Annotated in this window: 24 protein-coding genes; 2 read left to right on the top strand and 22 right to left on the bottom strand. The window is 62.9% G+C overall.

What is annotated here, in order from left to right:
- Positions 1–3: 3 nt before the first annotated feature.
- The 5 genes from E2583_RS14800 to E2583_RS14820 all read right to left on the bottom strand — a co-directional run bounded on the left by E2583_RS14800 (position 4) and on the right by E2583_RS14820 (position 6,028).
- A complete protein-coding gene (locus E2583_RS14800) occupies positions 4–1,362 on the bottom strand; it encodes an MFS transporter (RefSeq protein ID WP_291596965.1) in 1,359 nt (452 codons plus the stop codon).
- Between the two features lie 161 nt (positions 1,363–1,523).
- Complete coding sequence (locus E2583_RS14805; RefSeq protein WP_291596968.1) at positions 1,524–2,003, bottom strand: MarR family transcriptional regulator; 480 nt, start codon at positions 2,001–2,003, stop codon at positions 1,524–1,526.
- A 107-nt stretch (positions 2,004–2,110) separates the two neighbouring features.
- A complete protein-coding gene (locus tag E2583_RS14810; RefSeq protein WP_291596970.1) occupies positions 2,111–3,187 on the bottom strand; it encodes an aromatic ring-hydroxylating dioxygenase subunit alpha in 1,077 nt (358 codons plus the stop codon).
- A 65-nt stretch (positions 3,188–3,252) separates the two neighbouring features.
- Positions 3,253–4,017, bottom strand: a complete 765-nt coding sequence (locus E2583_RS14815) for a GntR family transcriptional regulator (protein ID WP_291596972.1) — start codon at positions 4,015–4,017, stop codon at positions 3,253–3,255.
- Between the two features lie 181 nt (positions 4,018–4,198).
- Positions 4,199–6,028 carry an ABC transporter ATP-binding protein/permease gene (locus E2583_RS14820; protein ID WP_291596974.1) on the bottom strand — a complete coding sequence of 610 codons (1,830 nt, stop codon included), beginning with the start codon at positions 6,026–6,028 and terminating at the stop codon, positions 4,199–4,201.
- Between the two features lie 78 nt (positions 6,029–6,106).
- On the opposite strand from E2583_RS14820, the gene E2583_RS14825 reads away from it, so the two are divergent.
- Positions 6,107–6,310: a hypothetical protein gene (locus E2583_RS14825; RefSeq protein ID WP_291596976.1), complete on the top strand. Its 204-nt coding sequence runs from the start codon at positions 6,107–6,109 to the stop codon at positions 6,308–6,310.
- A gap of 231 nt (positions 6,311–6,541) precedes the next feature.
- Entirely contained in the window at positions 6,542–7,006 is a 465-nt protein-coding gene (locus E2583_RS14830; RefSeq protein ID WP_291596978.1) for an acyl-CoA thioesterase, read from the top strand.
- A gap of 67 nt (positions 7,007–7,073) precedes the next feature.
- Here E2583_RS14830 and E2583_RS14835 read toward each other — a convergent pair whose 3' ends face one another.
- The 17 genes from E2583_RS14835 to E2583_RS14915 all read right to left on the bottom strand — a co-directional run bounded on the left by E2583_RS14835 (position 7,074) and on the right by E2583_RS14915 (position 24,821).
- Complete coding sequence (locus E2583_RS14835) at positions 7,074–7,706, bottom strand: polymer-forming cytoskeletal protein (protein WP_291596979.1); 633 nt, start codon at positions 7,704–7,706, stop codon at positions 7,074–7,076.
- A 233-nt stretch (positions 7,707–7,939) separates the two neighbouring features.
- On the bottom strand, positions 7,940–8,452 hold the full coding sequence (locus E2583_RS14840) for a thioesterase family protein (protein ID WP_291596981.1): 513 nt from the start codon (positions 8,450–8,452) through the stop codon (positions 7,940–7,942).
- Between the two features lie 172 nt (positions 8,453–8,624).
- Complete coding sequence (locus E2583_RS14845; RefSeq protein WP_291596983.1) at positions 8,625–9,419, bottom strand: enoyl-CoA hydratase; 795 nt, start codon at positions 9,417–9,419, stop codon at positions 8,625–8,627.
- A 46-nt stretch (positions 9,420–9,465) separates the two neighbouring features.
- The gene (locus tag E2583_RS14850) at positions 9,466–10,299 is read right to left on the bottom strand and encodes a thioesterase family protein (protein ID WP_291596985.1); all 834 of its coding nucleotides are present in this window, start codon (positions 10,297–10,299) and stop codon (positions 9,466–9,468) included.
- Positions 10,300–10,336: 37 nt separating this feature from the next.
- Positions 10,337–11,290: an alpha/beta fold hydrolase gene (locus E2583_RS14855; protein ID WP_291596987.1), complete on the bottom strand. Its 954-nt coding sequence runs from the start codon at positions 11,288–11,290 to the stop codon at positions 10,337–10,339.
- Between the two features lie 14 nt (positions 11,291–11,304).
- Positions 11,305–12,501 carry an acetyl-CoA C-acyltransferase gene (locus E2583_RS14860; RefSeq protein WP_291596990.1) on the bottom strand — a complete coding sequence of 399 codons (1,197 nt, stop codon included), beginning with the start codon at positions 12,499–12,501 and terminating at the stop codon, positions 11,305–11,307.
- A gap of 180 nt (positions 12,502–12,681) precedes the next feature.
- Entirely contained in the window at positions 12,682–15,084 is a 2,403-nt protein-coding gene (locus E2583_RS14865; RefSeq protein ID WP_291596991.1) for a 3-hydroxyacyl-CoA dehydrogenase/enoyl-CoA hydratase family protein, read from the bottom strand.
- Between the two features lie 183 nt (positions 15,085–15,267).
- Positions 15,268–15,711, bottom strand: a complete 444-nt coding sequence (locus tag E2583_RS14870; RefSeq protein WP_291596993.1) for a DUF2147 domain-containing protein — start codon at positions 15,709–15,711, stop codon at positions 15,268–15,270.
- An 87-nt stretch (positions 15,712–15,798) separates the two neighbouring features.
- Positions 15,799–17,595: an acyl-CoA dehydrogenase C-terminal domain-containing protein gene (locus E2583_RS14875; protein ID WP_291596994.1), complete on the bottom strand. Its 1,797-nt coding sequence runs from the start codon at positions 17,593–17,595 to the stop codon at positions 15,799–15,801.
- 75 nt (positions 17,596–17,670) lie between these two features.
- Positions 17,671–18,477 carry a TetR/AcrR family transcriptional regulator gene (locus E2583_RS14880; RefSeq protein WP_291596995.1) on the bottom strand — a complete coding sequence of 269 codons (807 nt, stop codon included), beginning with the start codon at positions 18,475–18,477 and terminating at the stop codon, positions 17,671–17,673.
- A 173-nt stretch (positions 18,478–18,650) separates the two neighbouring features.
- Positions 18,651–19,442: a DNA adenine methylase gene (locus E2583_RS14885; protein ID WP_280006999.1), complete on the bottom strand. Its 792-nt coding sequence runs from the start codon at positions 19,440–19,442 to the stop codon at positions 18,651–18,653.
- Positions 19,363–19,596, bottom strand: coding sequence for a Com family DNA-binding transcriptional regulator (locus E2583_RS14890; protein ID WP_280006998.1), 234 nt, complete (start codon positions 19,594–19,596; stop codon positions 19,363–19,365). The genes E2583_RS14885 and E2583_RS14890 overlap by 80 nt, the downstream gene beginning before the upstream one ends.
- Before the next feature lie 149 nt (positions 19,597–19,745).
- The gene (locus E2583_RS14895; RefSeq protein WP_280006997.1) at positions 19,746–19,967 is read right to left on the bottom strand and encodes a hypothetical protein; all 222 of its coding nucleotides are present in this window, start codon (positions 19,965–19,967) and stop codon (positions 19,746–19,748) included.
- Positions 19,960–21,855, bottom strand: coding sequence for a hypothetical protein (locus tag E2583_RS14900; protein WP_280006996.1), 1,896 nt, complete (start codon positions 21,853–21,855; stop codon positions 19,960–19,962). The genes E2583_RS14895 and E2583_RS14900 overlap by 8 nt, the downstream gene beginning before the upstream one ends.
- Complete coding sequence (locus tag E2583_RS14905) at positions 21,855–22,250, bottom strand: hypothetical protein (protein ID WP_280006995.1); 396 nt, start codon at positions 22,248–22,250, stop codon at positions 21,855–21,857. The genes E2583_RS14900 and E2583_RS14905 overlap by 1 nt, the downstream gene beginning before the upstream one ends.
- A complete protein-coding gene (locus E2583_RS14910) occupies positions 22,247–23,653 on the bottom strand; it encodes a LamG-like jellyroll fold domain-containing protein (RefSeq protein ID WP_280006993.1) in 1,407 nt (468 codons plus the stop codon). Before E2583_RS14910 ends, E2583_RS14905 begins: the two co-directional genes overlap by 4 nt.
- A 1-nt stretch (position 23,654) precedes the next feature.
- Positions 23,655–24,821 (bottom strand): hypothetical protein, encoded by a 1,167-nt coding sequence (locus E2583_RS14915; protein WP_280006991.1) that lies wholly within the window; start codon positions 24,819–24,821, stop codon positions 23,655–23,657.
- Positions 24,822–24,826 lie beyond the last annotated feature (5 nt).

Here is a 24,826-nt window from a genome sequence, read left to right on the forward strand (position 1 = left end):
CGGTCAATGAGCGTTAGCCACGGTTTCGGGCGCAGCACGGCCGCCCTCGGCCTGCGGGCCGGCAATGCGGTGCATGGACACGATGACGGCAGCCAGGACAAACGCCATGCCATACCCCAGGTACAGCTGGTCGGGCGACCAGGCGGCATCCAGCAGGCCGCCAGCCACCAGCGGCGACACAATCGCCCCGATGCGACCGATCCCGATGCCCCAGCCCACCCCGGTGGCGCGCACATCGCTGCCGTAGACCACCGGCGCAATCGCATAGAGGCCCGCCACGCAGGCATTCACGAACATGCCAATCAGGAAGGCCAGCGCATATGACATCCAAAGGGCACCGGAGCTTCCTACCAGAGAGCACAGCAGCACTGCCGTCACCACCATGAAGACCGCCAGCGCACGGTGAATCGCAAAGCGCGCCGCCAGCAGGCCCAGCAAGGTCGCGCCCAGAATGCCACCCAGACTCAGCAGCACGCCTGCGGTCACGCCCTGCTCGGGCGTCAGCCCCGAGGCTGCCAGCAGCTTGGGCGTCCAGCTCATCACGAAATAGAAGCCGAACATCACCGAGAAGAAGGAGAGCCAGACCAGCAATGTGGGTCGCAGCAGCTGGGGAGACAGCAGTTGCAGCGGGCCCATGCGCTTGCCTGCACCGCTGCCTCCAATCACGGCCCGAGGCAGCGCGTGCATGGCGGGCAGGCCCATCTTGCGGATCAGTCCGTTGAGACGCTGCAGCGCATTGGCGGGCCGCTTGACCAGCAGAAAGTCCAGGGACTCCGGAAGGGCAAACCAGGCCAGCACCAGCACCGACAGCGTGGAAAAACCGCCGAACATGAAGACGGAGCGCCAGCCATGGTGCGCGAGCAGCCAGACCGCGATACTGCCGCCAATCGTCGCGCCCAGAGCATAGCCGGTCGATTGCAGCGTGACCGCCAGACTGCGCCAGCGCAGTGAGGCGTACTCGCTGGCAATCACATTGCTGCACGCCAGAATGCCGCCCACGCCCAGGCCCGTGATCACGCGCAGCACGGCAAGCTGCGCGGGCGTCTGGCTCCAGGCCGAACCCAGCATGCCGATCCCGGACACGGCCAGGCACAGCAGGATCAGGGGACGGCGCCCCAGCCTGTCGGCCAGGGGCGCCAGCAGCAGCGAACCTGCGGCCATGCCGAAGAGGCCGGCACTGAGCAAAAAGCCCAGCTCCGAGCCGCTGAGCTTCCAGTGCCCGGACACCGCCGAAGCCGTGAAGGCCATCACCAGCACGTCAAAGCCATCAATCATGTTCAGGGCCATGCATACCGCGATGACCGACCATTGGAAGGTCGTCATGGGCCGCTGGTCCAGATGCGCGCGCAAATCCTGTTCCATCGTTGTCTCCTTGTTTTTTATCATTCATTCAGCATACTGAATCACATTCAGTTTACTGAATGAACTCTTGATCCAGCACAAGTGAATTCCCTAGTCGTGCCGGTTCACCGCCGGCGCTGGCCGGCGTGATCGTAGTGAAGCCACCGCGCCAGAACGGGCTGTTAGCCGTTGATCGCCGCTTGCTCGCCGGCTTCAGTGCTGTCGTGCAACTGCACGAACTTGCGCAGCAGACGCTTGAACTCCACCTGCTCCTCGGGCTCCAGCGCCGAGAGCATGCGCTGCTGCAGCTCGTAGACATTGGGCACGAATGCAGCCAGCATGGCCTCGCCTTCGCGGGTCAGGCTCAGGCGACGCTGACGCCTTGGCAGCAGCTCTCGATGAATCCAGCCCTTGCTCTCCAGACGCGCAGCGATATCCGCCGTGGTCGAGTTGTCCAGCGCGACAAGACGCGCCAGCGTCACCTGGTCGATGCCAGGAGACTCCTGCAGCATGCGCAGGATGGCGTACTGAACCGGTGTCACTTCGGGCCCGAGCACTTCTCGAAACAGCAGCGCGGCAATCTGCTGGGCGCGTCGAATCAGATGACCTGGCTGGTCGTAGAGATCCAGGGAAAGCGGGTTGGGTGGGGTGGGCGATTCCATGCAGCAGTTCAGCAAGGCCAGCGCTGCCGGTGGACAGCGCTGACTCCGATTCGGGGAGCTGCAAGATTACTCCATCTACAGACATGATCTGCCCCGCCTGCCGCCGCTCAAGCCAGCGCCGCAACGCGCGACTCGTTTTTCTCCTCGTCGATCAGGCGCTCAATGATCTTGCGCGACTGCACGCCGCCGGCATCGATATTGAGCTTGAGCAGCTGACGCTGTGGATAGTCCTCCAGGTTGCGCTGCTGCAGCTCCAGCATCTCCAGGTCTTCGCTGAAGATCTTGTGCTGGCCCTGCTTGATGGCTGCCGTCACCGAGGCATCGCCGGGATTGAACTTGCGCGCCATGCCCCAGAAGTACCACATGCTGCCGTCGGTCTCGGGCGTGATGAAGTCCACCACCATGCTGTAGACCTTGTGCTCGTCCGCTGCGTCATAGCCGCCCTTGCCCGCATGTGCCACACCGACTTCGATCAGCACATGGCTGGGAGGGGTGAAGCGGCAGACCTGCCAGCGGTCCACAGGCACGTCATCGGCCAGACCGTTGCTGCGCAGAGCCATCTTCCAGAACGGAGGCGCCTCGATGTTCTCCATGAAGCGGCTGGTGACCACTTCGCTGTCGCCCAGGACTTCAGTCTTGCAAGGCGTCTCGTCGATCTCGGCCTGACCGATGCTGCTGGCATGCACATAGGTCTCGTGGGTCAGATCCATGAGGTTGTCGATCATCAGCCGATAGTCGGCCTTGATGTGGAACAGACCGCCGTCATAGGCCCACTCGGGGTTGTCATGCCATTGCAGATCCGGGATCAGCGCGGCATCGGCCGCATCCTTGTCACCCGGCCAGACCCAGACAAAGCCGTAACGCTCTTCCACCGGATAGCTTTTGATCGCAGGAAAGCCGCGCACGCGCTGGCCGGGCATGGCAACCGTCTTGCCGTCGCAGCCCATCTCCAGCCCGTGATAGCCGCAGACCAGCTTGCCTTCGCAGACGCGGCCCAGCGACAGCGGTGCGCCGCGATGCGGGCAGAAGTCCTCGACGGCGGCCATCCTGCCTTCCAGGGCGCGGTAGAAAACCATGCGCTCGCCACAGATCTGTCGTCCCAGCGGCTTGTCCGTGACTTCGGCCGCCGTGGCAGCGACATACCAGGTGTTGCGGGGATAGGTGGGCTGTGCTTGCTTGTTCATCGTAGCTGTCTCCTTGTCTTCATCGGTCTTGTGCGGGCGCCTTCTGCTGCACCGGGTACCGGTCATCAGCGGCTGGCGCGGATCAGTTGCGCACCGGGCACGCGCGTGGTCTCGGGCGAGCGCATGGCTTCGCGCAGATTGCGCCGCGCAATGCGCGAGTGCTCTTTCATCAGCGCCTCGGCACGCGCGCCTTCGCGATGCTCGATGGCGTCAATCACTTCGCGGTGCTGCTCCTGCGCCAGGATCAGGCTGCGCAGGGCGCGCGGCGACTCCGAGTCGGCCACCACAAAGCCGGAGGGGGATGCGAACGGCAGGCGCTTGACCCGTTCCAGTTCACGCTGCATGAAGCTGCTGCCCGACATTTCCAGCAGGATGTCGTGAAATTCGGAGTTCAGGGCTACATAGGCGGAAAACGCTTCGTCCCCCCAGTTCTGGGCATCCAGCACACGGTCAATGGCATCGAGACAGCGTGCGGCTCGCGCCAGCAGGGCTTCATCCACCCCGCGCTCGGCGGCCATGCGCGCGGCCAGCCCTTCCAGCGTACCGCGCAGCTCGATGGCGTCCGACACATCGGCTTCGGACAGCACGCGCACCTTGTAGCCGCGCCCGCCAGCCGTGGCTTCCAGCATGCCCTCCTGCTCAAGCCGCATCAGCGCTGCGCGTATGGGGGTGCGGGAAATGCCCAGACGCTCGGCCAGCACCAGCTCGGAGATGCGCTCTCCGGCCGCCATCTCGCCGGCAAGAATCATTTCGCGCAGCTGCAGCTGCGCCTTCACGACCTGGGAATGGTTTTCTTCCGCTACAGCAGCGGTGGCAATGGAGGGTGGCATGTCTCGCGGGCATTTAGTTCTTGGAAGACGGAAGAAATGTATACATAAAAATCAAAAAACAGCGATTTAATTGCAAAATCAAGGGTAAACACCTAACCATATGTATACATGGAAGCGAAGAGGCCAAAAAGAAAGCCACCCGGAGGTGGCTTATCAAACGTCTGGCGTGAGGTGACCGCACTCAGGCGGGAATCTCCGATGACTCCGCCTGGTTGAGCTGCATGTTCCACATGCTGGAGTAACGTCCTCCGGCGGCCAGCAGCTCCTCGTGCGTTCCGCGCTCGATGATGCGGCCGCTGTCCATGACCAGGATCTCGTGCGCGTCGACCACAGTGGACAGGCGATGGGCAATGACCAGCGAGGTCTTGCCTTGCGCCGCGCTGCGCAGCTCGTTCTGGATGGCGCGCTCGTTGGCGCTGTCCAGCGCCGACGTCGCTTCGTCAAAGATCAGGATCGGCGGGTTCTTGAGCAGGGTGCGCGCGATGGCCACACGCTGCTTTTCACCGCCCGAGAGCTTGAGGCCGCGCTCGCCCACTCGCGTGGCGTAGCCCTGGGGCGTGCGCTCGATGAAGTCATGGATGCGTGCGGCCTTGGCCGCTGCCACCACCTGCTCCTGCGTGGCACCCGGCTGCCCATAGGCAATGTTATAGGCCACCGTGTCATTGAACAGGACCGTGTCCTGCGGAACGATGCCCACGCAGTGCCGCACGCTGCTCTGGGTCACCGTGCGGATGTCCTGTCCGGCAATGCGCACATGGCCGCCCTGCACGTCATAGAAGCGAAACAGCAGACGCGCCAGCGTGCTCTTGCCCGAACCCGAGGGGCCGACCACGGCCACGGTCTTGCCCGCAGGAATGGTGAAGCTCACATCGTGCAGTATGGGCCGCGCAGCATCGTAGGCGAACTGCACGTTCTCAAAGCGCACCTCGGGCGGCGGATGGTCGATCTGCAAGGGCTGGGCACCGGGCGCATCGGCCACTTCGCGCTCCTTGTCCATGAGCGTGAACATGCGGTTCAGGTCGGTCAGGCTCTGCTTGATCTCGCGGTAGATCACGCCCAGGAAATTCAGCGGGATGTAGAGCTGAATCATGAAGGCATTGATCATGACCAGATCGCCCAGCGTCAGCCTGCCGTCGACCACGCCCTGCGTGGCACGCCACAGAATGGCCACCAGCGCCGCTCCGATGATGAGCTGCTGGCCGCAGTTGAGCATGGACAGCGTGGTCTGGCTCTTGAGCCGCACGCGACGCAGGTTCTCGAGGTTTTCGTCATAGCGCGCGGACTCGAACTGTTCGTTGTTGAAGTACTTGACGGTCTCGTAGTTCAGCAGCGAATCAATGGCCTTGGTATGGGCCGCCGACTCCTGGGCATTGGCCTCTTTTCTGAAGCGGGTGCGCCACTCCGTCACGGTGACCGTGAAGCCGATATAGAACACCAGCGCTGCCAGTGTAATGACGGCAAACCAGATATCGAAACGTACGGCCAGAATGCCAAGCACCAGCGCCATCTCGATCAGCGTGGGCAGGATGGAGTAGAGCGAGTACGAGATCAGTGACTCGGTGCTGCGCACGCCGCGCTCGATGTCGCGCGTCATGCCGCCGGTCTGGCGCTCCAGATGAAAGCGCAGGCTCAGGGCATGCAGATGCTCGAAGGTCGATAGCGCGATCGAGCGCGATGCCCCCTGCGTGGCCTTGGAAAAGACCAGATCCCGCAACTCGGTGAACAGGGTGGAGGAAAAGCGCAGCAATCCGTAGGCCGCCAGCAGACCCACTGGGACCACCAGCACGGCCTGCGCCTGCCCGGGCTTGATATCCAGCGCATCCACCAGATGCTTGAGCAAGAGGGGCACGCCCACATTGGCCAGCTTGGCGCAGATCATGAACACCAGCGCTGCCAGCGCATGCCATTTGTAGCGCCAGATATAGGGAAAAAGGCGACGCAGCGTGGCGCCGTCTGACTGGTTTGCCGCTGCTGCGGCTTCCTCAGGGGTTGCAGGTAACTGTGAACGCATTGTGGGGCTGTATCGCCCTGCAGGCAGTCGGAGCCGCGGTAGAGGGCGTCAATTGCTATGACGGGAATCAGGGTACCCGTGAATTCTGCCTGCCCCGTCGCTTTTGCGCTCACCCTGACCAGGATCAAGGGCTGCAGCCATGGTCTGCCCTGGGGGCGCGCAGCGCAGGCCCGGCAGAAACTCGCCCTGCGCGGCCAGTCAGAAAGCCCTGCTCACCGAACCCGGCATGCCGCAGGAGCCGCAAGGCTTCACGATCTGCACGAGCGCGACTGGAAGGCTTGAGCGACATTGCCGAGCTCACATCGCCTCCGGCCAGTATTGGGACATTTACCGACTGTCTGCCGCCGGCCTCCCGCACGACACTGTGGCATCCACCCATGCACCACAAACACCGCCCCATAGTGATCCCCTACTGACTTGCCCGAACCGTCGCTAGTGGCTTTCTGCAGTCAACATGGTAGAAACCCGATGTTGAGGGACAATTTCAACTTTCCATTCGTGTCACAGATTTCCATGCCCCCCCGTTCGCCCGACCTTCCCAGCGTTGCCCTGCCCGCCGACAAGGAACTGGTTCTCAAAGTCGTACCCATGCCTGCCGATGTCAATGCCAATGGCGACATCTTCGGTGGCTGGGTCATGGCGCAGGTGGACCTGGCCGGCTCGGTGCTGCCGCAGCGCATCAGCCACACCCGCATGGTGACCGTAGCCGTCAATGAATTCATCTTCAAGCAACCCGTGCGCGTGGGGGACATCCTGTCCTTCTACGCCGGCGTGCAGCATGTGGGCCGCACCTCGGTCGCCGTGGATGTGGAAGTCTTTGCCGAGCGCTTTTCCGACCAGGGCAAGTATGTGAAGGTGACCGAAGCCCGCCTGACCTATGTGGCCATCGACGCCACGGGCAAGCCCCAGTCCCTGCCGGATACGGAGCAGACACGCGCCTGGCGCGAAAAAATCCAGGCCCAGGCAGCCAAGAGCTGATCCAGGGTCCCAGCATGAAAAAAGCGACCTTCCACGGTCGCTTTTTTCATGGGCCGTGCGCAGAGATTCAGGCCACTGCAGCGCTGCCCGCAGTCTCGCCGCTGCCGGCCGCAGCCGACACCGGGCTGCTGCTGGCGGAGCTGCTTTTGCTCCAGGCCGGAGCGGAGGCATTGCTGTTGCTGGAACGGGTTCCTGCCTCGATCTGCCCTGTCAGTTCGCCCCCCTCTTCGATCACCACCTTGCCGTAGCAGATCTTGCCGCTGACCTTGCCGGAGCCATAGATCACCAGCTTTTCACGCACGGTGAGCGATCCGTCGAACCTGCCGTGGATCTCTGCAATATCGATCTCGGCCGTTCCGTGGAAAGCGCCCTGTTCCGCAATCCTGATGACGCGGGAGTTCATCGTCGCTTCGACCGTGCCTTCCACCACCAAGGTGTCGCAGTCGGTGATTTCCACGCCCTTGAGCTTGATGTTCGGGCCGACGGTCAGCTTGCTGCCGCCGGTTTCCTCGGCCACAGGCGCAGCCGGTGCCGCCGAAGCACGCATGGAGCTGGCAGGCGCCGTGCCAAGGCCGGCACTGCTCAAAGAGCCGGTGCCCGAAGCCGCTGCAGGATTCGCTGTCGAAAGCCCGGTGACGGAATTGCGTGAAGGAAAGCTATCGTTTTCGCGTTTGCCGAAGAACGGGTTTTGCACAGCCATGGCCGGAATCTCCTAGTCAGAAAACGCCATCCTATGCAGCTTGATCAGCAACATTTGGTCCTATCTCGCAATAACGGTAAGCAAAGCTTTCACAAGTTTCAGTTACTTGCATGCATTGCCTGATCTCACACAATGAAAGATCTGGCTGCACCCAGGCAAGGGGGCACTTGCCGCATTTCTATGCCCCCTCACCTTATCCAGCAGGCACGGGGCGCTCTCATTTCAGATAGGCGTCAGGAAACAATATAGGCGGCCGTGCCGGTAGACAGCAACTCGCCGTCCACGGACAAAAACTCCATCTGGGTATTCGCCACCCGCGAGCCCAGGCGCAGCACTCTGGCGCTGAGCAGAAACTCCTTGCCGATGCCTGGCCGCATATAGTCCACCCGCAGATCGATCGTTCCCAGCCGGGAAAACCGATGCAGCCTTTGCGCGGGCGTGTCATCCATATGCTGGGCCGCAATGGCCGCCATCACGGCCAGCCCGCCCATGGAATCCAGGCCGGCGCTGATCACGCCGCCATGAATGCGCTGATAGGCCGAATGTCCGATCAGGTCAGGTCGCATGGCGATACGCCCCTGCACCCACGTGGGCGTGATCTCGCCGATCTTCAGACCGATCGTCTGGTTGAAGGCCACGCGCGTTTCAAAGATGTCGCGCAAGCCGGAGATGAACTCCGGCTCGAACTGCACGGACTCGGCCGTTGGCTGCGCCTGACTGCGGGACGGCTGGGACCTGGATGTCATAGGAAAACCTGAAAAACGGTCAAAGAAAAATCGCCCCGCAAGGGACGATTCTCAGATCGGCATGGCTACCGGCGGCCAAGCCCTCGCGGACGGGGAAGATGCAGAAATCCGGGTGGCGCTCCTGGTGAAAGCACGCTATCGCTGCATCCCCTTGCTGCCGCAACTCCCGATTTCAGCATTTGCTGAAGTCTGGATGGCGTTTTTCCATGAAAGCCGTCAAGGCTTCCCTGGCCGCAGGCTCGCGCAGCATGCGGGCGAAGACGGCGCCTTCTTCCACAATCCGCTCGCCCACAGCCTTGGCCTGGCCGCCCTTCATCAGGCGCTTGGTCTCGATCAGCGAGGTCAGGGGCTTGCGCGCCAGCTTCCTGGCCTGGGCCTGTGCCACGGCATTGCATTCGCTGGGAGGAACCACCCGGTTGACCAGGCCCACTTCCAGCGCGGCTTCTGCCAAGAAGGGCTCGCCCAGCAACAGGGCTTCGGCGGCGCGGTGGTAACCCAGCATCTGGGGCAGCAGCAGGCTGGATGCTGCTTCGGGGCAAACGCCCAGATTGATGAAGGGCAGCGAGAATGCGGCGTTATCGCCGGCATAGACCAGGTCGCAATGCAGCAGCAGCGTGGTGCCGATGCCCACGGCCGGGCCGCAGACGGCCGCAATCAGCGGCTTGGGAAAGGCCGAAACCTCCTGCAGAAAGCGCCACACGGGCGCCTCGGCGCCCATGGCGCCGGGCGTTGAAGCCTGCGTCAGGAAGTCCGCGATATCGTTGCCTGCGCTGAAGATGGCGATATCGCCCTGGAACACCACCACGCGCACGGCAGCGTCGAGCTTGGCGGCCGCCAATGCGTCCGCCATCAGGCGGTACATGGCCTCGGTGAAGGAATTCTTTTTCGCCGCACGATTGAAGGTGATGGTGCACACGCCCTCTTCGGTGTGCACCAGGATGTCCTGGCTATCCTGGGTATTGCTCATGGTCTTGCCTTGTGAAGGATGGGAACAGCTTGCCGGCTTCGGCACCCTATTCCTTGTAGTAAACAATCTGATGGCTGGTCGCCAGCATCTGGCCGGACTGGTTCCACAGCTGGGCCGTCTGGTCGAAAAAGCCGTTGCGGAACTCCTGCCCGCGCGCCTGTGCCAGCAGCAATCCGTCGCCGGTCGCAGCCAGCTCCTCGCGCCCGGCATGGAAGTAGACGGTGATGGACACCGTACCCGCCGGCACACGCCTGGCGCGGCGCAGCCACGCCCGCGGAAAGAACACGTCGCAGACCGCAGCCAGCGACGCGAAATCCAGCGGACGCGGCGGATTGTCTCTCACCCACAGCCGCGTCAGACTGTCGCGCTCGGCACCGTCCTCCTCGCGCGGAAGGATTCCGTCCAAGAATCGCATCTCATAGCGGGTCAGCCACTCGGAGGCCTTGAACAGCGGTGGAACGCGCTCCACCTCGGCAGCAGCCCGGACCTCGGGCATGGGCATATCGCTGACGCTCCAGGTCTGGCGGCGCACCGCCGTCACGGCCGTGGCGGTGGTCACGATCTGCGCCTGGCCCTGGGCATCGGTCTGGGTGATCGTCAGCAGCCAGTGCTGGGTGGAGCGGTTGGTGCGCACCGGCCTGGCGTCGATCTCGAAAGCACCCGGCCCCACCGCTGCCGCATAGTTGACGGTGAGGGACAGCGGCTCGCCCAGGCACTGCGGGTGCTGCTGAATGGCCTGCACGAGGCTGGCGGCCGTGATGCCGCCGTAAGGGCCGACCATGTTCCAGTAATCGGGCGAGGCCGTTCCCTGGTACTGATTGGGCACGCCCGTAGCGGTCAGCGCCACGGCACGATCAAAGGGGTGGAGGTCTGTGCTCATGATTGGCAGTGTTGCCCAAGGGCGGGAATGAAAGCCGTCAAACAGGTGACTCATGCGGCCCGAACAAGGGTTTGCCTGGGCCGCGATCACCATTGCGCCAGCTCTGCAGCAAAGGCAGCAGGGGCTGCCACAGTAGCTCGCGCATCTCTTCCTTGAAATACCCCAGATGGCCTATGCGTCCGGCCGGAGCCAGCCCCGGATCGACACGCTCCAGCGTGCTGGGCGCACTCTTGTACCAGCCCACCAGCGACTGCACGCTGGCCAGCGACATCATTTCGTCGTCCTCGAAATACAGTGCATGCAAGGGGTAGTGGGCTGCTGCATAGGCTTCGGAGGCCCAGCGCCCCTCCACCCCTATGGCGTACAGAGGATTCAGGCACCAGCGACGCCATTGCCAGATCACGCCTGCCGGCAGATCGCCCACGATGCCCAGCTTGCGCCCCGGAAAAGCGCCGTACAAAGCCGTGACCAGCGGAGCGACACCCCACCAGAACAGCCGGATCATGCGCCGGGTGGGCGCCGCGTTATCGCGCCAGTAGCCGCTGCCGCTGCCCACGGACAGCAGGCCGTTGAGGGGCAGGGGAATGGAAGCCAGCCCCGGCAGCTGCGAGCCCACGCTGTGGCCGATCCAGATCAGCGGTTGCTGGGGAAACTGCTGTTTGAGCTGGGTTGCCACCAGCTCGCAGTCCTTGGCCCAGTCCAGCAAGTCGGCCCTGGCGTCGCGCAGCGGCACGTGCAGCGACAGGCCATGGCCACGGTAGTCAAAGGTGGTGACGCCATAGCCCTGCTCCGCCAGCCAGCGCGCAAAGGCCTGGTAATAGCTTTGCTGCACGCCCATGGCGCCCGCCACCACCACCTGGGCCAGCGGCGCTGCCGCCCTGGGCTGGCACTGGCGCAGCACCAGATCGGCCGAGCCCTTGGAGATGGGCAAGGCCAACTCCGTCCATTGCACGGCAGCCTGCACCGGGGCTTGTGACGGTTCGGTGTGCATGGCGGCTGCGGCGTTCAGACGCGCTCGAAGATGCCTGCCGCGCCCTGACCCATGCCCACGCACATGGTCACCATGCCGTACTTGAGCTGCTTGCGCTGCAGCGCATGCACCACGGTGGCGGCACGGATGGCGCCGGTCGCACCCAGAGGATGGCCCAGCGCAATCGCACCGCCCATGGGGTTGACCTTGCTCTGGTCCAGACCCAGGGTGTTGATGACGGCCAGGGACTGGGCCGCAAAGGCCTCGTTGAGCTCGTACCAGTCGATATCGTCCTGCTGGAGACCTGCGTAGCGCAGCGCGGCGGGAATGGCCTCGATGGGGCCAATGCCCATGATGGCTGGCGGCACGCCCTTGCTGGCATAGCTGACAAAGCGCGCCAGCGGCGTCAGGCCAAAACACTTGACGGCATCGCCGCTGGCAATGATCAGCGCGCCCGCACCGTCGCTGGTCTGCGAGCTATTGCCCGCAGTGACCGTGCCGCGCGCCGCAAACACGGTGCGCAGCTTGGCCAGGCCTTCCAGGCTGGTATCGGGGCGCGGGCCTTCGTCCAGGCTCACGGTGCGCGTGCTGCTCACGGTCTCGCCCGTGGCGATGTTCAGCGTGCGGTCGGTGACTTCGATCGGCGTGATCTCGGCGGCGAACTCGCCGGCCTGCTGCGCAGCGATCGCACGGCGGTGCGATTCGAGTGCAAACGCATCCTGCGCCTCGCGCGAGACCTTCCACTGCTGGGCCACCTTCTCTGCCGTCAGGCCCATGCCGTAGGCAATGCCCACATCGCCATCGCGCTCGAAGATGCTGGGCGAGAGGCTGGGCGCATTGCCCATCATCGGCACCATGCTCATGCTCTCCACGCCAGCAGCAACCATCACATCGGCTTCACCGACGCGGATACGGTCCGCCGCCATGGCCACGGCCGACAAACCGGAGGCGCAGAAACGGTTGACGGTGATGCCGCCGATGCTGGTGGGCAGTCCCGCCAGGACAGCACCGATACGCGCCACGTTCAGGCCCTGCTGGGCTTCGGGAATCGCGCAACCGCAGACGATGTCCTCGATCGCCTTGGGGTCCAGGCCAGGTACCTGGGCCAGCGCCGCCTTGAGCGTGGTGGCCAGCAGATCGTCGGGACGGTAGTTGCGGAAAAAACCCTTGTGCGAGCGACCGATGGGCGTGCGCGTGGCAGCAACGATATAGGCGTCTTGTACTTGTTTCATGACCAAATTCCTTGGTTGTCTCTTAGCTCTTCAACCTGTGTGCAAGGCTTCAATTACTTCGCGGCGCATACCCGCAGCCAGCGAGCAAGGGCCGCCCCGCAGCGTTGCTGGCGTTTCCCTTCCCGCAAAGCGAGAGAAAGGGGAAGGCGCGCAGCGACTCAGGGGGATGCTCATATCGAATCAGTTGCGTACCGGCTTGCCGGTATTGAGCATGCCCAGAATGCGTTCATGGGTCTTGGGGTGAGCAATCAGATGACAGAAAGCCTTGCGCTCCAGGCTCATCAGATAGGCCTCATCCACCAGCGTGCCGGCATCGACATCGCCGCCGCAGACCACATTGGCGATCAGGCCCGCAATATGCTGGTCGAACTCGCTGATGAAGCCGCCGTCGCGCATATTGACCAGCGAGCCCTTGATGGTTGCCAGGCCGCTGCGGCCCGCCACGGGGAAGCTGCGCTTGTGCGGCGCACGCCAGCCGCCGGCCGCCATGGCCTTGGCCTCGTTGATGGCCACGAACAGCACCTCATCCTTGTGGGCCACGACGATGTCGCTGTCCAGCAGATAGCCGAGCTTGCGCGACTCCAGCGCGCTGGTTCCCACCTTGGCCATGGCCGCGGCCGTGAAGCCTTCGGTCAGGAACGGCAGCAAATCCTTGCCGGTGCTGGCGGCGGCATTCTCGGCAGCACGGCGCGCGATATAGGTCAGGCCGCCCGCGCCGGGCACCAGACCCACGCCGACTTCCACCAGGCCGATATAGCTTTCCATGTGGGCCACGCGGCGCGCCGAATACACCGCCATCTCGCAGCCGCCGCCCAGCGCCAGCCCGTGAATGGCAGACACCACGGGCACCTGTGCATAACGCAGGCGCAGCATCAGATTCTGCAGCTCCTGCTCGATGCTCTCGATGGCATCCGCACCGCCGATCACAAAGGCAGGCATGGTGGCCTCCAGGTCCGCGCCCACGCTGAAGGGCGCATCGCCGGACCAGATGACCATGGCGTCGAAGTCGCTCTCGGCCGTATCCACCGCCTCCATCAGACCTTCCATGACTTCGGGGCTGATGGCGTGCATCTTGTTCTTGATGCTGGCGATCAAGACCTTGCCGTCCAGCGTCCAGGTGCGCAGCGCCCTGGTTTCGGCAATCGTCGTGCCAGCCGTCTGCCAGTCGGGCAGATCGGTTTCACCCAGCAGTTTCTCGGGGAAGAGCTGGCGCTCGTACACGGGCAGCACACGGCGCGGCACGAATTGGTTCTGCGCAGGACTCCACGAGCCCTTGCCCGTGTGCACGCCGCCGGCCTCGGCCACCGGACCTTCGAAGACCCATCGGGGCAGCGGCGCCTTGCACAGCGCCTTGCCGGCGTCGATGTCCTCCTGCACCATCTTGGCCACTTCCAGCCAGCCGGCTTCCTGCCACAGCTCGAACGGCCCCTGCTTCATGCCGAAGCCCCAGCGCATCGCCTGATCCACATCGCGTGCGCTGTCGGCAATCGAATGCAGGTGCACGGCGGCATAGTGGAAGCTGTTGCGCAGGATGGCCCAGAGGAACCGGCCCTCCTTGCCCTCGGCATTGCGCAGCAGTTTCAGGCGCTCTGCGGCAGGCTTCTTGAGCATGCGGCCGTAGACCTCGTCGGCCTTGCCGCCAGCGGGGACGTAGTCCTCGCTGTCCAGCTCGAACTGGAAGATGTCGCGACCGACCTTCTTGTAGAAGCCCTTCTTGGTCTTCTGGCCCAGGTTGCCCAGCTCGATCAGCTTGGCCAGCACAGGCGGCGTGCCGAAGCTGCCGTAGAAGGGGTCGGTCTCCAGGCTCAGATTGTCCTGCAGCGTCTTGACGACATGGGCCATGGTGTCCAGGCCCACCACGTCGGCCGTGCGGAAGGTGCCCGAGGAAGCGCGGCCCAGCTTCTTGCCCGTGAGGTCGTCCACCACGTCGAAGGACAGGCCGAAGTTCTCGACCTCCTTCATCGTGGACAGCATACCGGCGATGCCGATGCGGTTGGCGATGAAGTTGGGAGTGTCGTGCGCGCGCACCACGCCCTTGCCCAGCGTGCTGGTGACAAAGGCTTCGAGCTGATCCAGCACCTCGGCCTGCGTGGTCGGAGTGTTGATCAGCTCCACCAGCTGCATATAGCGCGGCGGGTTGAAGAAGTGGATGCCGCAGAAACGCGGCTTGATGGCGTCGGGCAAGGCCTCGGACAGCTTGGTGATCGACAGGCCCGAGGTATTGGACGCCAGCAGCGCATGCCTGGCGACGAAAGGCGCGATCTTGTGATACAGGTCCAGCTTCCAGTCCATGCGCTCTGCAATGGCCTCGATCACCAGATCGCAGCCCTTGAGCAGTTTCATATGCTCTTCGTAGTTGGCCGGCTGAATCAGCTCCACATCGTCGGCCACGCCGATCGGCGAAGGCTTGAGCTTCTTCAGATTGGCAATGGCACGCTCTGCAATGCCGCTCTTGGAGCCTTCCTTCGCGGGCAGGTCAAACAGGATGACCGGCACCTTGACGTTGACCAGATGGGCGGCGATCTGCGCACCCATCACGCCCGCGCCCAGCACGGCGACTTTTTTCACGTTGAATCGGGACATGATTGCATTCATTTCATTTATTCATAATACGCACAGCGCATGAAACTGAGGCACCCCAGGCCAGGGCATCCGGGCCAGAGCCTGAGCCGGCCGCACCGCCCCGCAGCGAGGGCTGCACCCCCTGCGCCAGCACGTAGCGCGCGCCACCATCCAGGCGCAGCGACGCGGGGGGCTTCCTTTCAATTACTGGACGCGGATCCAGGTCTGGGTGCGCCAGAAAGGCCCGATGGAGCCACGCACTTCCAGCTTCTGGCCTTCGTCGATGGGCGTCAGGCGCACGGCATAGGTCTTGCCGTTCTCGGGATCGAGAATCCTGCCGCCTTCCCAGACGTCCTTGCCCTCGACCTTTTTGACGCCGCTGATCAGCGTCATGCCCACCACGGGCTTGTCCTTGAGTTCGTCCTTGCACTCGGTGCACAGCGCATTGGGATCCGCGCCCTTGCGCAGCAGGGCCTCGACCTTGCCCGTGACCACGCCGCCAGCCTCGGTGATCTTCACCTGCGCCTTGGGCGTGTTTTCCTTTTCATCCATGCTGCGCCAGGTGCCTACGGGCGACATCTGCGCCCAGGCGGCCGACATGCCGCCCGCTATCAATACCAGAGCTGCTACCGCTTTGATTTTCTTCATTTCCTGGTCCTTCATATTCAAAACAAGGGATGAATCAGTGCGTGCCGCCATGCATTGAACAGCAGGACAGCATGCACCTGCGGAACATCAGGCCAACGCCGCGTCGGTGTCCATCAGGGACTGGCTGCCGGCGCGAGCGGTGCGCATCAGCGTCAGTGTCTCGGGGAAGAGCTTGGCGAAGTAGAAGCGTGCGGTCTGCAGCTTGCCCTGATAGAAGGGGTCCGCATTGCCGGCCGCGATCTCGCGCAGCGCCACCTGGGCCATGCGGGCAAACAGGTAGCCAAAGACCAGGTGACCGGCCACCCGCAGATAATCCACGGCCGAAGCCCCCACCTCGTCGGGGTTCTGCATGCCCTTGAAGCCGATCTCCGTGGTGAACTTGGTCATCTGCTCGCCCAGCAAGGCAATGGGCGTGACGAACTCGCTCATCTTCTCGTTGACGCCCTCTTCCTCCACCAGCTGGGCAATCAGCTTGCCGAACTTCTTGAGCGTCGCGCCCTGATTGCCCAGGATCTTGCGACCCAGCAGATCCAGCGCCTGGATGCCGTTCGTGCCTTCATAGATCATGTTGATGCGTGCATCGCGCACGAACTGCTCCATGCCCCATTCCTTGATGAACCCATGGCCGCCGAAGACCTGCTGGCTCAGGGTCGTCGCCGTCCAGCCGTTGTCGGTGATGAAAGCCTTGACGATGGGCGTCAGCAGAGCCACCAGCTCGCCGCTGTCTTTGCGCACCTTCCCGTCAGGGTGATGCAACTCCTGGTCCAGCAGCAGCGCGCAGAATGTCGACAGCGCACGCCCACCTTCCGCATAGGCCTTGGCCGTGAGCAGCATGCGGCGCACATCGGGGTGAACGATGATGGGATCGGCCGGCTTGTCCTTGGCCTTCACGCCGGACAGGCTGCGCATCTGCAGGCGATCCTTGGCATAGGCCAGTGCGTTCTGATAGGCGACCTCGGTCAGTCCCAGCGACTGGTTGCCCACGCCCAGCCGGGCCGCATTCATCATCACGAACATGGCTTGCAGGCCCTTGTTGGGCTCACCCACCAGGGTACCGATGGCACCGTCGATATTGATCTGGGCCGTGGCATTGCCGTGAATGCCCATCTTGTGCTCCAGCGCACCGCAGAAGATGGGATTGCGCTCACCCAGCGAGCCGTCGGCATTTACCTTGAACTTGGGCACGACGAACAGGCTGATGCCCTTGGAGCCTGCGGGCGCATCGGGCAGACGCGCCAGCACGAGATGCACGATATTGCTGGTGAAGTCATGCTCGCCGGCCGAGATGAAGATCTTGTTGCCGGTGATCCTGTAGCTGCCGTCCGCCAGGGGTTCGGCCTTGGTGCGCAGCAAGCCGAGGTCGGTGCCGCAGTGGGGTTCGGTCAGGCACATGGTGCCGGTCCACTCGCCACTGGTCAGCTTGCCCAGGTAGATCTTCTTCTGCTCCGGCGTCCCGTAGGCATGCAAGGCCTCATAGGCTCCATGCGACAGGCCCGGGTACATGGTCCAGGCCTGATTGGCGCTGTTGAGCATTTCATAAAGCGCCGAATTGAGCACGAACGGCAAACCCTGGCCGCCATACTCCGGATCGCAGGACAGTGCCGGCCAGCCGCCTTCGATGAACTGCGCATACGCCTGCTTGAAGCCCTTGGGCGTGGTGACCTCGTGGGTCTCCTTGTTCAGCGTGCAGCCCTCTTCATCGCCGGAGATATTCAGGGGAAACGTGACATTGGCCGCAAACTTTCCCGCCTCTTCGACCACCGCGTTGATGGTGTCGGCGTCGACCTCCGCATACTTGGGAATCTGCTGATAGGTCTCGGTGACCTTGAAGACCTCGTGCATGAGGAATTGCATGTCACGCAGTGGCGGGTTGTAGCTGGGCATTTGTCGTCTCCTGTAATGGTTGCGCGTTGAACGGTTTGCTTTGGGGGTTGGAACTGACGCCGGTTGTCAGTGGCGTCAGGCGGCTGGCGGTTCGCTGGCATAGCGCGCCAGAATGTTGTTGAAGCCGGCATGAGCCCGCTCGATCGAGCCCTCGCTATGCAGAAAGCGTGCCTCGTAGTGCAGGGCCAGAATCAGGCCGTGAATCTCGAACAGCAACTGGCTGGCGTCGGCATCGGCTCGCAGATCGCCGCATTCCTGGCTTTGCACGATCGTGCGGCGCATGGCAGCCAGCCAGGTGCCGACGGATTCGGCCAGCGCATCCCGCACCGGCCCGGTGCGATCGTCGAACTCCACCGCGCCGCTGATATAGATGCAGCCGGAATCGATCTCCATGGAAGTGCGCTTCATCCAGTTGCCAAACAGCGCGCGCAGACGCGGAATGCCGCGTGGTGCCTCGATGGCCGGGTAGAAGACTTCCTGCTCGAAGCGGTCGTGGTACTCGTGCACCACGGAAATCTGCAATTCCTCACGCGAGCCGAAATGAGCAAACACACCCGACTTGCTCATGCCCGTGAGCTCGGCAATCGCCCCAATCGACAGGCCTTCCAGGCCGATATGCGTTGCCAGATTCAGCGCTGCCTCCACAATCGTGGCCTTGGTCTGCTGACCTTTGGCGAGCGAGCGGCCCGCAGACCGGGCAGCCGCCGCATCAGCGGCCTTCCTGGGGCTAACCGCAACTTGCGCCTCTGCATGCAACTTGCGAGACTTTGGGCTGGTCTTTGCTGGCCCAGCCTCCCCGTGCTGCAACGAACGGCCCGGCACATGCGACGCATCCCTGGCTGCGGCAGAAGTGGAAGAACGGGAAACGGGAGACGAGGCCATGAAACTCTCAATAAAACGAACGTTCGTTCTATTTTGCACAGTTTCCGACCCATTTTGAATCAGTCAAGGGTAAATACTTAGCCTTTAATTGCGTCGCGCCGCCTTTGGCACAAGTTTGCGCGCGCTTTGGCACAAACGTTGCGCCGCCTTTGGCACGCGACCTTGCACGGGCGTCAGAAAAGGCCCGCAGGCTCCTCACTTCTGGCCCAGCTATAAATAACCAGCTCGCCTCTCTCCACTCTGTTCGCCCCACCGCCGACCGTGTAGTCCAGTTTTAAAGACTCCATCTCAAAGTCTTTAAAGCACTCCCGAATGGCCGGATGGTCGTTGATACTGATGACGGCCTTTCCCTTTATCTCCTTGAGCTTCTTGGCCATCAGCTCGTACTGCTCCCATTCAAACGGCACGCCGTAGCCCTCGGTCTCCCAATACGGCGGGTCCATGTAGAACAGCGTGTGTGCCCTGTCATAGCGGTCGATACACTGCGCCCAGTCGAGCTGCTCTATATAAGTGCCTCCCGCCATACGCAAGTGCGCAGCTGAGAGGTTCTCTTCGATCCGCAGCAAATTGATGGCCGGAGCCGTGGTGGCCGTACCAAAGGTCTGGCCAGCCACCTTGCCACCAAAGCTCTGCTGCTGCAGATAGAAGAACCGGGCCGCCCTCTGTATATCCGTCAACGTCTCGGGCCGCGTGTCCTGCAGCCATTTAAAGACCTGCCTACTGGTCAAGGCCCACTTAAACTGCCTCACAAACTCTTCCAGGTGGTGCGTCACCACCCGGTAGAGGTTGACCAGGTCACCGTTGACGTCATTGAGGACTTCGACATCAGCTGGGTGGCGGGCAAAGTAGACCGCCGCCCCACCGGCAAAGACCTCGACGTAACAGCTATGGGCTGGAAAGCGTTTCAGAAGCAGATCGACCAGGCGGCGTTTGCCTCCGATCCAGGGCACGATTGGGTTTGTCATTGGTTTCAGCTGTTGGCCCTGCAGGGGGCTCTGGTTCGGTGCTCACGGCACTCAGCTGATTGAAGGCCCCACACCTGGGGCACTTGATGCTCAGGCGCACATACACGCCCTCGCCTAACTTCTTGCGGCAATTGCCGCAGCGGATATCGTCCATTTGCAAGCCTTTAAACCTTTAAAACTCTGGTAGGCTCAGCGCGCTCTGTACAGGGTGAGCGGGCCTTGCCAGCTTGCAGGCTCGATCTGCGGTTGGGGCTTGGTCAGGTGTTACAGCACTTGGCCAAGTCGCCCGTTCTTTTTTTGTGGCTACACCTCCCCTGCCGCATAAGTAAGGCTCGGAGCATCGCCCTCGATCACTCCGTCGCGCACAAACACACGCTGCCCAGCTTGGGCGGCCCCTCTGGCTTGGAGTCGACCACCGCCTGGCAGGTCGACCGTGGCCACACCGTTGACCACAAAAGCGACCGTACCCACCTCAAGTGGCTTGGGCGATTGCAGCGCAATAAACTGCTTGTAGAGGTTAGGCATGGGTCTCGATCTCCAGTGTTTGACGCAGCCTTGGTGCAGCCCAGCTGACAGCTGTGGAACGCACTATTCCCATCGCTGTTTCACTACCCTGATAGCGCACAAATTTGCCGGGCAAAATCACACCTGCCTCTGGTAAAACTGGCATCGTCAGAGTTAAAATAGCTTGCCTATTCGTGTTTGCTAATTCAGCAAGACCGCGCTGCCTTTGCACCGTCGTGTCAGTGATCAAGGCGTGCATCACTTGAGGCGCAACCAGCTCCCCCGCCGTCCCAGCTCTGGTGATTGGCCCAAACACCCCAGCACCGACACCACCAACGAAAACTCGGTTGTAGTCAGGCTTGTCCACGAACTCCGTACCCTCCACTTCTGCCACGGCTGACGGAATCTCAAAATCTGGCACCACATCATCCCAATGCCAGGGTGCCGTGGGGTACTTGGGCAGGATGCGCAGCACCTGGTCGGTGTTATGGGGCTGCACATAGCCGCCAGCCGCTGCAGCGATATCGTTGATGGCGTCTATATAGCTGCCCTGCAGCGTCCAGGCTCCGGCAGGCACTTGCCAGTCCTCCAACTGCCAGTCGATATCCCAGCCAATGGAGACGCCGTTGACCTTGAGCACCTCAGCTGCCAGTTGCTGGGCCGTCAGCGTCTGAGTCGGGCTACCGAAGGACATGGACTTGGCCCAAGGCTCGGCCAGCACTGCTGCAAGGCCGCGCCCTGAGACAGACCAGCGCTCCTGGGGCAAGAATCTGCGGTCGCGGCTGGTGCGCTCCAGGCGCAGCTTGAACGGCACGCCATTGACGTTGGCCAGGAACTGCGCAGGGTCGCCGTCCGTGTCACGGCCAAGGTGCAAAGCCGCATCCTTATGCAGTGAGGCCGTCCAGTTCCACGTCCAGCTCTGGAAGTCCAGGGACATATTGAAGGCCAGAGCAGGCAGCTCGACGCCCGTATCCAGGCGCGTGAGCACGATTTGATTGAGCACGATGTAGACCTTTCGGACGGGAACGATGACCTTGCCCGGCTGCGGGCCGTCATCCTTGCAACATGCAAAGACCAGCGCGGTCGACGCGGCCCAGGGCTTGCAGAACAGCAATTTGATGGGGCCGCCCACCAGTTGCTCATAGCAGCCGGGCTTCTCTGGCTCTGGCGGCTTGACCTGAGACTTGCCTGCAGGCGGCCTCATGGCCTGCTGGTAGCGGGCCTGGAAGCCCCGGTACAGCGGCACCGATGGGCCTGCGCCAGTGGTGAAGAGGTATTGCAGGCCCATCGCATCCTGGGCCGTGGCCTCCAACATGCGGCGGCGGTCGCGCAGGCTCTCCTGAAATCGCACGGCCCAACCGGCCCGAACGGGCGCAGCATCCTCGGCCGTGGTCTGCAGGCTCGCGCGCACGCTCTGGGCCTCTTGCCAGCGGGCCTGGGTTGTTGCTCCAGGTAGAGGCCGGGCCTGCTGAAACCTGCCCTGTACAGCCACCCCTTGCCGCTTGCCGTCCTGCCAAGTGACGTCAAGCTGCTCTTGCATGGGCATGGCGTCTTGCGCGGTCGACACCCAGCCCGCAGGCAGTGCATCCGTGTCTTGCCATCCAGTGACCCAGCCCTGTTCTACAGGCTGCGCCTGCTGGGCATCGGCCACGACCTCAGCGACCACGGGCCGGGGCGTGTCGGTGTTGTAGCGCACGACCGCACTGCAGCGCAGGCCCGGCATGCGGCCAGCGACAACCAGATCCTTGCGCACATGCACCAGGGATCTGACTCGCAGACCCGGCATGCGCGCGGCAACGGTCAGCGTCGCATCGGGCACCTGCCCGCCGCCGCCATCGTCGCCAAACACCAGCTCGACCGGGTTGCCGGTCGTGAGGGCGCGTTTAAAGATCAGGTCGACGGCAGGCATCAGTCGATCCTTGTCTCGCCCAGGATGGCCTTGCCACCCGCATAGAGCTGGGTGCCGGTGCTGCCGAGCAGCTTGAAGTGCCCAGCGCCCGCCTCGTCCGTGACCAGACCGCGCCCGATCAGCTTGCCGTCGCCGGTAGCCCAGACGCCGATAGCAGCCTGCCCACTGGTCACAATCATGTCGCCGCCGCCGCTGGCCTGGGTCAGCACCAGATAGCCCGCCTCGGTGATCTGGCCGCAGGGCTTGGTCAGCGTCAGCGTCACAAGCAACTGCTCGTCGGCGTCATAGAGGGCAATGGTCGAGGCTGCAGGGCCGGAATCCGCAAAGGCTTGAGTCGCCTGCAGGCGGGCCAGAGCGTGGGCGGCAGAGATCTCGAAGGCTGGCAGATCACTCATGCGACCTCCGCGAGCTGGTTATTGGCGACCGTCGAGTACTCCTGCAGCTCGTGATCCCAGGCGATCACATCCCACTCATAGCGCGTGGAGATATCGCGGAATTCATAGGAGCCGTCTGCCTTGCTCCAGGTCTCACGCGCCAGATAGCCGTCGACGCTGCGATGCAGGCGCACACGGCGGCGCAGCGGCACATTGGCCGGCGTGCTCTTGCGCGCGACTGTGCCGTAGATGCGCCCCTGGCCGCCGCATTCCACGTCGATCAGCTTGCGTACACGGTGCGCGCTCATGGCCTGAAGCCCTTGGGAGACGGGGCCAGATCCCAGGACAGACAAGGGACGATGCCAATGCATGGACAGTGTGCGAGTGATACGCGGATCGGTGCACACACTCGCAACCTCCGCAGCCGACAGGGCACGGTTAAAAATCGCAAAGGCACTCATCAAAGAGCCAGCAGGCAAGCCAGCGCCGCCAGCACGCGAACCCACATGCAACTCCGAGCTGTTGTAGACAGGCCCTCCAGAGCTTGCATAGTCCCTGGAATTCAGCACGCCATCGACATAGAGCCTGCGCCCGCTTTGCGCGCTATAGGTGAACAGAATGCGATGGGGCCGACCGTCATTGATAGCGGTAGTTGTCATGGTTAGCCCGCCGCCTGCATTTAATCCGATAGCCACAATGATGCCGCCCGGTACCGCTCCGTATACGGTCTGGCCTGAGCCTGCGGTTTGCAAAGACCACCCCTTGTTGTCCGAGCCATGCTCAGCAATCACGAGGTTTAGGTCTGTGTCGGTCTGCAGATCGATGACGAGAGAGAAGTCCCCCGCATCCACGCCCGAGGCAGGAATCACCACCAGCCCGCTGTTCTGCGGCTCAAACGAACCCGACAGGCCGACAGTGAGCACCGTGGACGAGGTGACGCCACCCGTGCGGATGCCGGTGCGCGATCCGACCAGGTCGGCCTGCGTTGCCCCCGCCGCATCCAGGCCCCAGGCTCCTGCCGGCGAGGCGGCCAGGAGCTGAGACAGCACGTTGCCGCCCTCCCGAAACCATGCACCACCGGTTACCAGTGCAGGCCATGCCGTGTAGGGCTGAGTTGTGCCGGGGCGCAGCACCGTCATTCGGGCGGGAAGCAACGCCCCACCGACATAGACCTCATCCACGCGGTCGCCAGCGAGATCGAGCTGTATCCAGAACCCAGGCGCACGGACATCGGACGCAGCCCAGCGGCAGCCTGTCGCGGGATTGCCGTCGAGCAGGCTGGAGACATCGCCAGCCTGCGGGGGCAGGCTGCAGGAAATCGTCGCACCCGCATCGACGCGCTGGCCTCGCGCCCATAACTGCAGCTCGGAGATGTCCAGCCACTCCCCTCGCGCGTCGATGCCGATCAAGCGAAAGACAGCCATCTCAAGACCTCCATGGGCCGGTGACCTCAAGAAAACCTATTCCAGTCGTGGACGCAGGGACCCCCACAGCAAAGCTCAGCAGCTGCTTTCCGGTAAAAGATCCTTGCCCAGCTGTAAGGGCCACGTTCCCGCCCAGCGCCGCCAAGACATTGGTCTGAGGGCAGTGATAAGCGCCCGGCATCACCCCTCGGCTCGGCGCAGGCGATGGGCCATCCGTCAGATGAATCGCAGACAGTTGCAGGCTGTTGTCAACCACGGACGGAAACGTGCCCAGATAGCTATCCGAGCCAGACACGACGTTGACATTGCCGAGTGCCCTGCGGGCGCTTTGCGCTGCCCCGCCGATGCCGTGCGCCAGGCGCTTGATGGAAATGCCCGTCGATCCGGCTGTCTGGAAGATGCAGCCGCTGGTCTGCGTGAATTCGGTGTCGGTCGCCCCAGTCACCACCCCGCACCAGGCATCACCGCTGCGCAAGCTGTTGAGGTCGCCCGCGTAGTAGGAAATACCGGCATAGCTGGCGTTCGTCGGCGTGGTGCTATACGGAAACAAGACAAGGTAAAAACCGCGCGAATCACCGGCAAACACCCAATAGGAGGTGCCCGAGCTGTAGCGCTTGTGCCAGTAGTAGCCACCTGTGACCGTTGTAGGCGCTGCCGCAATGCCAGTGTCTACGTCTGTCATGGCCTCGTACATCTGCACCCTGGCATAGGAGGCGTTGCTATCGTCCACGCGGTAGTACATACGCGTCGAGGCCGGATCAATCTGGCGGTACACAGCCACATTGGTTTTGCTGAAGACCTTCTCCCAGCCCAGCGGGGCCATCTTGAAGCTGATGGAGCCTGTAACGGCACCATCCGGCAGCGCTGTCTTGAACTCCACCCAGCCATTGGCGACAGCCGTCACCTTCTGCTCGCCATTCAAGGCCGAGGGCGTTGCACCTGCCACCGTGATGACGACATGGGCCTCTGCCGCACTCTTGCCGCTGGCAAAGTTGAGGCGGCAGATGCCGTTGCTGATGACCGCCGAATCCACGGCCTTTGCGCCCCAGCCGTTGACCAGGAACGCATCGAGTGCGCCGATCAGGGAGCCTGCGGTGCCGCCAATGGCCGGTGCTCCTGTCATGGAGCTGTATGCGTGCTTGACGCTGGTATCTACAGGGGATGCCATATCTC

It is taken from the genome of Comamonas sp. (assembly GCF_009360615.1).
Taxonomy (GTDB): domain Bacteria; phylum Pseudomonadota; class Gammaproteobacteria; order Burkholderiales; family Burkholderiaceae_C; genus Comamonas.